The following is a 9,451-nucleotide window of genomic DNA, read 5'->3' as shown; positions in this document are numbered from 1 at the left end:
CTTCGCTCTGCCTCCGGCAGCCGAATACTCGCTGCGCTCGTTTCGCGCGTCCCCGCGCGAATTGCCCGCCTCCGGCGGGGCGTTATGCAATACGGCCTCCGGCCTTAATTGCATAACGTGCGTGCCTCCGGCACGAAAGACGCTGGTTTGGTTTTGTGGGTGGGGAGTTGGGAATTGAGTTGAGGGTGTGTCATATCCGGTTTGTGGGACCGGTTTTGGTGTGTGGGGGTGGCGGGAATCTCCGATTCCCTTGTGTGGGGAGGGAGTTGGGAATCTCCGATTCCTTCAAACGGAAAAGACGTGATTAGTATTCCGTGGAAAAAGATTACACCACGGAATACGAGAAAGGGAGGGGTTCGGTTCGGGCCCCTCCGGGACCCGAACCACCCGGCACGGCCCGGGGGTTCACTGCCTCCGGCAGCTCCCCCCGGCTGCGACTGCGCGACCGGCCTCGTGCGCCTCCGCGCTAGGACCTTCAGGGGCACTGAGGACTGCCTCCGGCAGCTTCAGCACGCGAGCGGCGTAGCGCGGAGGCTCCCGCCGACGCGCAACTCAGACTCTCCGCCCCCGATCCCCGAGGCCGCCGCGCCGCCCCAGCCCGCCCCCACCTTTCTCTCATTCGGGCAGGGAGAGCGGCAGCAGAGGGGATGTCAGCTTCTCCGACCACGCGTAAGAGGCTCTCTGACCTGGGGTGTTAGCGAGGCCGGCCGCTGGTCGAGGGCAGGGGATAACGCAGGAGATGGCGCAGGAATTTGCGCATGAGGTGATGCAACAGATCAAATTTAAGGTATTATGGAACTTGCCAGGACAGGGTGGCCCCCTAACCGGCACCGCCGAACGTTCGTCAACAGGAAGGCGTAAGCGTGGAAATCGTCATCAGCGGAGGCAAGGTGGCTCCCACCACGGACGAGATCACGACCCACCAGGCCGCAAAAGCGCGCTGCATCGCCAATTTTCTCCCGCGCCCGGAGCTCCTCCGAGACGCCATCATCGAGCACAACCAGGACGACGGCACCACGTCAATTCGGTTCGAGACCACGGCCGGGCCCATCCGAATCCTCCTGCCGATCGCTCAGGGGTTTGAGTTCCACATCATCCATGACAGCGAAACCGGTCCCCGAATTCTCGGAACGTTCCGAGGAGCATCCCTTTCGGTGCGAGCCATCGCATTCCGCATCAGTGAATTTCTGCGGACGCGCGGATTGAAGTAGGAGGCAATTTCGGGGGGTCTGGTTTGCCCAGGCCCCCCGGACAATCCCCGCACCTACACCAACCGGAGGGAAAGTCACTGTGAGCATGACGAGCATTAAGCCCGCCCACCGCGCCGTTCCGGCGTCCTAGGCTGAGCGAGAGCAGATGGAGACCGCTTTCCGGGCGGCACTGGAACAGCTCCCCGAGAACACTGGTTTCCCGCACGATGTGCGCGAGGTGGCCCGGCCCCTGTTCGAGGTGGGATGGATCTTCGGCGTGCGGACCGGGCACACCGGGCCCGCGCTGGCCGATCTGCCGTTGCCGCCCCACACGTTCGGTACCGCCCTGTCCAATCTGTCCGCCGCCATACACGCGGACACTGGCCCCAGCATCGGGCAGTTGGTCAGCTACCACGGGTCGCAGGAGTGCTGCCACGGCCGCTACTGGGTGACTCGCATTGAGCGCGAGTTGGACCGCCGAGGACGAGAGTCCACGCTCTACCGCCTCAGCGAGTACCGGAACGGCGCGTTCGTCACCGCACTGACCGGAGTCCACACGTGGAGCGTTACGGCACTGCCCCAGCACTGGCAGCGGGAGGCCCTGTGAGCAACTGTCACGTCTGCGAAAACGGACGCATGGTGTGTGTCCGGGACCGAAGGCATCTGTCGGTCGAGGAGCGCAGGACTCTGCCGGAGTGCGGCATCCTGACCCCGAGTGAGGTATGGGCGATGCACGAGGCCTACGAGAAGCCTGAAGCGTTCGACGGGGACTGGTAGACGGTCCCGCCTGGGGTGGGGCAGCCGCAAATCGGTTGCCCCACCCCCGGAGTAAGGTATTATGGAACTCGTTCGGAAGGGTTGGCCCCCTACCGGACTCGCCGAAAGTTCGTCATCAGAAGGGAAGCCCCAAGTGGCTCACGAGATCGAGCAGTTCACCGACGGCACCGCCGCCTTCGCCTCCGCCAACACGAGCGCCTGGCACAAGCTCGGCACCGTCACCGACGGCGCGATGACCGCCGAAGAGGCCATGAGCCTCGCGTCTCTGTCCGGCTGGAACGTGCGACTCCTCCCCCTGACCGCGACCGAGATCACGGCCGACGGCACCACGCCGCTGGAGGTACCGCAGCACTTCGCGACCGCCCGCACGCACCCCAAGACCGGGCGCACGCAGACGCTCGGAGTGGTCGGCAGCGACTACTACCCCGTTCAGAACGAGGAGCACGCCGAGTTCCTCAACCTTCTGGCCGACGAGTCCGGCGCGCACTTCGAGACCGCCGGATCACTCAAGGACGGCCGTCAGGTGTTCCTGACCATGAAGCTGCCCCAGACCCTCACGATCGGTGGGAACGACGACGTTGACCTGTACATCGCGGCTTCCAACAGCCACGACGGAGGCAGCGCGTTCCGCATCATCGTGACGCCGGTCCGAGTCGTGTGCGCGAACACGCTCCGCGCGGCCATCCACGGCGCCCGCTCCTCGTTCGTGGTCCGGCACACCGCTGGAGCCAAGGCCCGCATCGCGCAGGCCCGTTCCGCCCTCGGTCTGACGTTCAAGTACGCCGATGAGTTCGAGCAGGCCGCCCAGCGGATGATCCAGGAAGAGATGACGCTCAACGAGCTGCGCTCGGTCGTCGACGAACTCTGGCCGGTCAAGAAGGACAGCCCCCGCGCCCGGACCAACCAGCGCCAGCGGTGGGGGGCAATCTCGAATCTGTTCGAGCACGCCGAGACCCAGGCCGGTATCCGGGGCACGCGGTGGGCCGGATACAACGCACTCACCGAGTACGCAAACCACGTCGCCCCGGCCCTGGGCAAGAACGATGCCGAGAAGGCGAGCGCCCGCGCCGAGCGGGTCATCAGCGGAGCGGCGAACGACCTGATGGAAAAGGCATTCGCCCTCACCACGGTCTGACCCCCTGAACACCGGGCGGGCCCCGTACTCCCCCACGGGTGCCCGCCCGGCCCCGCAGGCCCGCACAGGCCGCCCTGCCCGAGCGCGGAGCGCTCCCCCACCTCACAGGGGCGCGGAGCGCTCCCCGGCCCGCCCTGCCGCGTAGCGGCAGCGCGTCGCGTCTGCGGAGCAGACCGCGCGCAAGAACATGTCCGCCGCTTCCTGCGCCCAGGCCGCGCCGGCGGACGCCCAGCAGGTCCACACACCACCCACCGCCCCACGGAAGGCCATTCATGCCCATCCCGAAGTGGACGATCAAAGGCATCGTCGACGACTACGACACGTGCGGTTGCTGCGGCCGCCGCGGACTCAAGCGCACCGTCGCGCTCATGCCGCTGGACGCCGACGGGAACGAGGACGGCACCGCCGAAGACGTCGTGTACTACGGCACGTCGTGCGCCGCTACCGCGCTGAGCTGGACGCAGGGCAAGGTGACCGACACCGCGCGCGCCGCCCAGGCCGAGCGGGACCAGCGCGACGACTACGCCCGCCGGATGATCAGCATCTACGCCCCGGTGGAGTTCGCCCCCGTCCGCGACAAGGCCCGCGTCTACTACGGCCGCAACCAGCACCAGCGGGACACGGGCGTGAAGGCGACCGAGGAAGTGGCGAAGCTGCTGGACAAGGCCCGCGCCACGCTGGCCGACACCACCACCGGCCCGGCCCGCCCCGCGCGTATCGAGGACTTCCGCCGCTACCTCGTGATCTTCACCAGCGACGAGCGGATCTACCTCGTGCGGCGCGTGCCGGAGGAGGAGGCCGAGCGCCAGGAGCAGGCCGCCGCCGCCCAGCGCCGCGCGGACCAGATCCGGGGCAGCGTCCGAGTCGTGGCCGCGCTGGACGCCGAGGCCGCGCGTGACGTCGCATACGCCGACGAACTGACCCGCGAGTGGAACACGAAGGCCTGGCAGGCCGCCCATGCCTGAGAGCGCCCCCGCACCCAGGTTGTTCATCGGGAGCCGCGTCACCTACCACGGCGGCATCACCGAGATGCACGACCGCCCCCTGTACCTCCTGCCGTGCACGTGGTTCGGACACTGCGACGCCTGCTGGGAGCAGGACGACGAGTTCGGCGAGCAGCACCCGGAAGAGCGGGACCACTTCATGGCGGTCGACCTCACCACCGACCGCCGTTTGCACCACGCACGCCGAGCGCACCTGACCCCGATCCCGCACGAGTGGCCCGCAGACGCCGTTCCGTTCCGCATCAACGGCTACTGGTACGCCGCCGCCTACACCACGGCAGGCGGAAGCGGCCGGGCCCGGACGGTGCACTTCTACACCGCCGAGGACTTCCTGGGGCGCACCTGGTGCCACTTCCGGGAGCCCGCGCCCGACATCCGCCGCCTGGACACGTTGGGCCGCCGCCGCCCCGTCATCTGACCGAGTCCCGCTCGCCACAGCGCGCGGGACACCCCCGGCCGCCGCGCGCAGCCGGCCCCCACCCGTCGCCCCGCTGGAGTCACCATGCCGAACTCGCAGCCCGACCAGCCCGACCGCGCCGACCGTCGCAGCCTGCCCTACCCCGGAGACGAAGCGATCACCGCCGCCCGCCACCGCGCGCACCTCGCATTCGCCCAGCTCTTCACCGCCCTGGGGGCTGGACGGCACCGCCTGCACTACGCCGCGGTGGACGTTGACGGCCGGTACCGCCTGGCCAGCGCCACCGTCACGGTCACGACCGCCCCCGCATGGCACCTGAACGCCGACCCGGACGAGTTCGCCACCATCGAGGCCGCCGCCACAGCCGCCCTGGAGGGCAGCTGCACGGTCCTGGCCACCCTGGTCGTGCAGACCGACCAGGAACCGGACCCGGTTGTCTGCGGGTGGCGGATCGAGCGCGGATGGCTGCACGGCATGAAGCCCGCCGCCGTGCAGACCGCCGTACGGCCGTGCGGGGGCAGCTCAGCGCCCGTATCCCGCGCGTACCCCGCCCCGTTCCTGCCGGACCCGTCCGTCACCGGCTGAGGCCCCGCCCGGCCCGGCGGGAGCCGGGCCGCCCGCAAACTCCCCATCCCCGTACACCCTGTGAGGAGACACCCCGTGATCATCATTGCAACCCCGTCCGGCACCGTCCGCGCCGCTGCCTCCGAGGCGGACGCCACCGGAGTAGTGCTCTACACCCTCACCGGCGCGGCCACGGGAACTGTCCACGTGAGCGCGACCAGCAGCCCCGCCCGATGGGACCGCTTCGACGCCGTCCGCGCCAGTCTCGGATCCGTCAGCGCGCGCGAGCTGCCCGCCGAGCCCCTGGTACGCATCCGCGGCCGCGCCTACCACGGCAACACACTCCGGGTGCTCGCCCACTCCGCCGACGTGCCCTGGGGATGGCTGGAACGCGACCTGACCGACACTGCCGACCGGCCCGCGCCCCCGCAGGCCGGCCAGACGCTGACCGCCATCCTTCGCGCGTGCGCCGGCCACTACGCCGCGCGCAGCGACTTCCCCAGCCTCCAGCACGCGGCCCGCCTCCACGACACCCCGCAGCTGCTGAGGTGGCTGGACGCGATGATCTCGCACGCGGCACGGGCGCAGGCCCGCTGGCAGGCAGAGGCTGAGGCCCACCGGGCCCAGGCCGCACGCAGTATGGCCGCCTGGTGGACGCTGGCCCGCTGGTTCACCGCCCGTCCGCACCTGATGCTCGCGCTGCTGCTGGCACCGGGCCGCGAGAGCCTGGCCCACCGCGCCGAATACCTCCCGAAGTGGGCCGAGATCAGCACGCGCGCAGCCGAGGAGGAGGGCCGCCGTCTGACGCTCTTCCGGTCGGAGTTCGAGCAGTTGGCCCGGCCCGCCGCCGCGCCGGAGAGCCAGGACCGCCCGTACTTCGTGGTCGGTCAGTGGAAGGGCGGGGGCGACGTCGACATCTGGCACGTCGAGGAGGCCCCCATTGATCCGGGCGAACTGTCCGACCTGTGCGAGCAGCACACCGTGGACGCCGAAGACGCGTTCGGCAGCGTCGAGATCGTCTACGCCGCCAGCCCGGAAGCGGCAGCCGAGCAGGCCCGCCGGGAGGCGCGCGAGACCAGCGAGCGCATCCACCGCGAGCTCACCCGCCCGTAGGCCGACGAGCCCGCTCCCCGGGGTGGCCTACCGCCAGGCCGCCCCGGCCCCCGCCCCTGATCACGAGGAGAGACGACCCGTGGCAACGTTCGCGCACGCCACCCCGGAACGCTGCGCCCAGCTCGGCCGCGCACTCACCGCCGCCGGCCTTGGCTGGAGCGACAACGGCTGCCAGGACGACCCGCAGTTCCTCACCTACACCGTGACCGACCCGCACGGACGCACGTGGCAGGTCAGCCCGGCCACCAACTTCCAGATCTCTCCGTCCAGTCCGGGGCAGATCTGGCAGGCCAGCTGCGTGGTCCTGATGACGAGGTCCCCGGTGCTGTCGGCCCGCCTGGTGGCGGAGCGCATCAAGGAGGTCCCGGCATGAGCAGCCCACCGCCGCCGTTTAGGCCCGAGGACTTCGAAGAGCGGTGCGAGACCTGTCTCGCCCCGCCCGGGCAGCTCTGCCACGCCTGGTGCGACACCGGATACACCGCTGACGACGCCCGCGCCGACGCCGAGCGCCACGCCGCCCAGCGCGACGCCAAGCCCCCTGCGTCGTAGGCGCACCGCCCGACTCCCCCGCCCACCTTTCCCGAAGGAGACCCCTCATGGAACTGTCCACCCCCGCCGGCCTTGAGTCCCTCGCACGCGCGGTTGCCGAGCAGCTCGGCGCCGACCGCACCGAGAAGGACGGTGACACCGGCCGGGTGCGTGTCGTCTACGCCGACGGCCGCGCCCTGGAACTCACCCCCAACCGCCCCCGGACCCGGATCACCGTCACCGCCGTTCTGCCCGAACAGGCCACCGCGCACGGCATCGAGGTCAAGGCGATCACAGTCACCGCCCTGCCCCGCCCGCGCCCCAGCGAGAGCCAGGCCAAGGCCACCGCGCGGCACACGGCCGACCACATCCGTCAGCGGCTGCTGCCCGCGCACACCGCCGCACTGGCCGAGCTGCGCGAGCGCACCGCCCCCCAGGCGGCCACGCTCCAGCGTGCCGAATCCGCCCTTGCCGGATTCCTCGACCGCCCCCGGGGCGGGGTGGCGATCTCCGAGCAGCCGGTACGCCGCCTGCTGGGGCTGACCGCCCGGTGCGCCGTCGCCTGGTGGCACACCCTCGACGGCCCCTCCCGAGCGGTGGCACCGTTCATGGCCGACGCCCTGCGCCGCGCCGGACTGGCGACGACGGAGCCGCACGGCAGCGGCTACGTGTTTTTCGCCGAGCCCCCGGCCGAGCCGTCCGACACCCGGTTCCGGATCGCCCCTGCCGCCGAGGGCGAAGGGTGGGACCTGGTCGACGAGTTCACCGGCGCGTGCGTGCGGACGTACGACAACCGGGAGTGGGCCCAGGGGATCGCCGAGAGCGCGAACGGCGAGGAGGACGCCGCCCGGCGCGCCCACGTTGCATCCATGGACCTGCCGGGACTGTCTGCAGACCTGATCGAGGACGAGCAATTCCGGACCCTGGCCATGGAGTTGGCAACCGCCGGACACATGCCCTACGGCCTGACCGACATCGACTACACGCAGACGCCGGGATTCCACATCTACCCCAGCACGGAGCCAGGCAAGGCCAAGGTGGCGCGGCTGCTGGAACCCTGGGGGGCGATCCGGCCCGGTGCCCGCTTCGAGGCGCCCGAACGCGAAGTCGAGCGCTACGACCAGGACATGGAGGCCTACGCGCAGCTCCTGGCCAGGCCAGGCCGGACGGTGGCCGTCATGATGGACGGCATCCAGGTCACGTACGACGCCCCGCCGACCAAGCCCTGATCCGCGCGTTCCGGGGTGGGGCAGCGCCATGAAAATCAGTTGCCCCACCCACTTGAGTAGGTATTATGGAACATGAAGCGGGAGACAGGACAGGCCCTGCGGACTGCACCGCGCCCGCGCCACGGGAGGGCCCCCTCCCCGCCACCACACCCGCACCGAGAGAGGACGCCTACGTGACCGACGCGCCCAGCACCCCCGAGTGCCGCCAGCACGGCCCCATGACGCTGCACACCGGCACCCAGTCCCCCACACAGCGCTTCACCGGAACCTGGTACACCTGCACCGATCCGACCTGCTGGAGCGCAGTCCTATATCCGTCGGCCGAACTTGTCGCCGACCTCGAAGCGCAGGGGCGTCCGAAGGCAGCCCTGACCCTCACCCACAGCCGCGCCGAGGGAACCCTGTTGTCCGGCTCGGTGAAGGGCGACGGCACGTACGAGCTGCTCCGGCCGTTCCGCTTCCGGGCCTCTCCCTCGATCGGGATCTACCTGCGCGGCTCCCGCGACCGCCGTGCCGACCTGTATCTGATCAGCCAGGCGGCCGACGCCCTGCGGGAGGCCGGCCACCAGGTGACGGTCGAGATCGACGAGACCCAGCGCCGGGCCTTTGCCGAGGTCGAGGAGGACCGCGAAGACCGGGCGGCCAGACGAGCCGAGTACTTCGGGGCTCGGGCCGAGCGCTACCAGACGTCGTCGGACGCGAAGTGGGAGCGCGGGCGTGAGATCACGCGCGGGTACGCGGGCGAGCCTGTGAAGGTCGACCACTACTCGGCCAACCGCCACATGCGCGACCTGGAGCACGCGCACCGCCTGTTCGGCAAATCCGTCCAGGAGCAGGCGGAGGCCGACCGCTGCGCGGCCCGCGCAGTCACGGTCGAGCGCTACAAGCAACACAGAAGGAACCCGGGGGTGACGCTGCGCCGCCTTGAGCGCCTGCAGGCCGACCGGCGCCGAGTCGAGCGTCAGCAGGCCCGGACGGTCGAGGACGCGGAGGCGGGCACGCTCACCGTTGAAGCTCTGATCGCGGCCCTTATCCGGCTCGACGCCGACCATGCCGACCTGTGCGACGAGATCGGCGACTGGGAGCGGGTCATCGTGCAGGCCGAGGCCGAGGGCGTGAAACTGTGGGGACCGGGCGACTTCGAGCCGGGCGACTTCGTGCGCTCCGGCAGCCGCCTGTTGGAGATCCTGCGGGTCAACAAGAAGACGGTCACCGTGCCAGGTGGGCCGGAGGCCGGACCGATCGTGTCGGAGGCCAACCGCCAGTACTCCTGGAACGGGAAGCTCCCGTACGACAAGGTCACCGGCCGCGTGAGCGCCGAAGAGATGCGGGCGGCGCTGGCCGAGACGGAGGAGAAGGCGCAGCCTGGCGGAGCCGATCCCGTGAGCGGACGGGACCAGCGCGACGCCTGAGCGCGCGCCGTGCCGGGCTCCGTGCGTGCGGCCCGCCGCCTGCCGCTCTGAACTGCGCCGTTGACGGTGGGGCAGCGCTGA

General features: G+C 70.3%; 11 protein-coding genes. All 11 read left to right on the top strand.

All coding sequences use genetic code 11. The annotated features are described in order from the left end of the window. Positions 1 to 863: 863 nt before the first annotated feature. The 11 genes from ACIRPX_RS44055 (at position 864) to ACIRPX_RS44005 (ending at position 9,370) form a co-directional block, all read left to right on the top strand. Positions 864 to 1,211 (top strand): hypothetical protein, encoded by a 348-nt coding sequence (locus tag ACIRPX_RS44055; RefSeq protein WP_404205785.1) that lies wholly within the window; start codon positions 864 to 866, stop codon positions 1,209 to 1,211. 145 nt (positions 1,212 to 1,356) lie between these two features. Then, the gene (locus ACIRPX_RS44050) at positions 1,357 to 1,797 is read left to right on the top strand and encodes a hypothetical protein (protein WP_404205784.1); all 441 of its coding nucleotides are present in this window, start codon (positions 1,357 to 1,359) and stop codon (positions 1,795 to 1,797) included. 303 nt (positions 1,798 to 2,100) lie between these two features. After that, positions 2,101 to 3,102 carry a DUF932 domain-containing protein gene (locus tag ACIRPX_RS44045; protein WP_404205783.1) on the top strand — a complete coding sequence of 334 codons (1,002 nt, stop codon included), beginning with the start codon at positions 2,101 to 2,103 and terminating at the stop codon, positions 3,100 to 3,102. A gap of 272 nt (positions 3,103 to 3,374) precedes the next feature. Next, a complete protein-coding gene (locus tag ACIRPX_RS44040; protein WP_404205782.1) occupies positions 3,375 to 4,067 on the top strand; it encodes a hypothetical protein in 693 nt (230 codons plus the stop codon). Beyond that, a complete protein-coding gene (locus ACIRPX_RS44035; protein WP_404205781.1) occupies positions 4,060 to 4,524 on the top strand; it encodes a hypothetical protein in 465 nt (154 codons plus the stop codon). Before ACIRPX_RS44040 ends, ACIRPX_RS44035 begins: the two co-directional genes overlap by 8 nt. Before the next feature lie 84 nt (positions 4,525 to 4,608). After that, entirely contained in the window at positions 4,609 to 5,109 is a 501-nt protein-coding gene (locus tag ACIRPX_RS44030; RefSeq protein WP_404205780.1) for a hypothetical protein, read from the top strand. Between the two features lie 75 nt (positions 5,110 to 5,184). After that, the gene (locus tag ACIRPX_RS44025) at positions 5,185 to 6,201 is read left to right on the top strand and encodes a hypothetical protein (RefSeq protein WP_404205779.1); all 1,017 of its coding nucleotides are present in this window, start codon (positions 5,185 to 5,187) and stop codon (positions 6,199 to 6,201) included. 79 nt (positions 6,202 to 6,280) lie between these two features. Continuing rightward, a complete protein-coding gene (locus ACIRPX_RS44020; protein ID WP_404205777.1) occupies positions 6,281 to 6,574 on the top strand; it encodes a hypothetical protein in 294 nt (97 codons plus the stop codon). Beyond that, positions 6,571 to 6,750, top strand: coding sequence for a hypothetical protein (locus ACIRPX_RS44015; protein WP_404205776.1), 180 nt, complete (start codon positions 6,571 to 6,573; stop codon positions 6,748 to 6,750). The genes ACIRPX_RS44020 and ACIRPX_RS44015 overlap by 4 nt, the downstream gene beginning before the upstream one ends. Before the next feature lie 47 nt (positions 6,751 to 6,797). After that, a complete protein-coding gene (locus ACIRPX_RS44010) occupies positions 6,798 to 7,958 on the top strand; it encodes a hypothetical protein (RefSeq protein WP_404205775.1) in 1,161 nt (386 codons plus the stop codon). Positions 7,959 to 8,131: 173 nt separating this feature from the next. Then, positions 8,132 to 9,370: a DUF3560 domain-containing protein gene (locus ACIRPX_RS44005; RefSeq protein ID WP_404205774.1), complete on the top strand. Its 1,239-nt coding sequence runs from the start codon at positions 8,132 to 8,134 to the stop codon at positions 9,368 to 9,370. Positions 9,371 to 9,451: the final 81 nt, after the last annotated feature.

It is taken from the genome of Streptomyces sp. NPDC101225 (assembly GCF_044767585.1).
In the GTDB taxonomy this organism is placed as follows: Bacteria; Actinomycetota; Actinomycetes; order Streptomycetales; family Streptomycetaceae; genus Streptomyces.
The sequence above is the reverse complement of the archived record's forward strand: the minus strand, read 5'-3'. Positions and strand labels throughout refer to the sequence as shown.

What these genes read in the sequence shown, in the direction of transcription:
- ACIRPX_RS44010 (WP_404205775.1), top strand. Translation starts at nt 6,798, where the DNA reads ATGGAACTGTCCACCCCCGCCGGCCTTGAGTCCCTCGCACGCGCGGTT.
- ACIRPX_RS44050 (WP_404205784.1), top strand. Translation starts at nt 1,357, where the DNA reads ATGGAGACCGCTTTCCGGGCGGCACTGGAACAGCTCCCCGAGAACACT.
- ACIRPX_RS44040 (WP_404205782.1), top strand. Translation starts at nt 3,375, where the DNA reads ATGCCCATCCCGAAGTGGACGATCAAAGGCATCGTCGACGACTACGAC.
- ACIRPX_RS44015 (WP_404205776.1), top strand. Translation starts at nt 6,571, where the DNA reads ATGAGCAGCCCACCGCCGCCGTTTAGGCCCGAGGACTTCGAAGAGCGG.
- ACIRPX_RS44030 (WP_404205780.1), top strand. Translation starts at nt 4,609, where the DNA reads ATGCCGAACTCGCAGCCCGACCAGCCCGACCGCGCCGACCGTCGCAGC.
- ACIRPX_RS44035 (WP_404205781.1), top strand. Translation starts at nt 4,060, where the DNA reads ATGCCTGAGAGCGCCCCCGCACCCAGGTTGTTCATCGGGAGCCGCGTC.